The organism is Xenorhabdus sp. NBAII XenSa04 (assembly GCF_963866145.1).
GTDB lineage: Bacteria > Pseudomonadota > Gammaproteobacteria > Enterobacterales > Enterobacteriaceae > Xenorhabdus > Xenorhabdus indica.
The window spans coordinates 311-527 of sequence record NZ_CAWMEB010000223.1; the positions used below are offsets into that span (position 1 = coordinate 311).

1 protein-coding gene is annotated in these 217 nt (G+C 49.3%); it reads right to left on the reverse strand.

The annotated features are described in order from the left end of the window. Positions 1–217 (reverse strand): AMP-binding protein (locus AAC147_RS08970; protein WP_156115301.1); only part of this gene is annotated, 217 nt, incomplete at both ends.

Consider the following 217-nt stretch of genomic DNA (forward strand, 5'->3'; position numbering starts at 1 on the left):
AACTCGCCTATTGTTCCCAATGGCACTGGCTGACCATAAGTGTCCAGCAGGTAAACACGCATATTCGCAAGGGGCCGGCCAATGATATTGGCTTGTTCTGTGCTTTCATTCAGGCACGAAATCGTCGTGGTAATTGTCGCTTCTGTCGGCCCATAGCAATTCACCAAAACAGGCCGTTCCCGGTGAACAGATAACCAGCGTTTCAATTCATGATGAG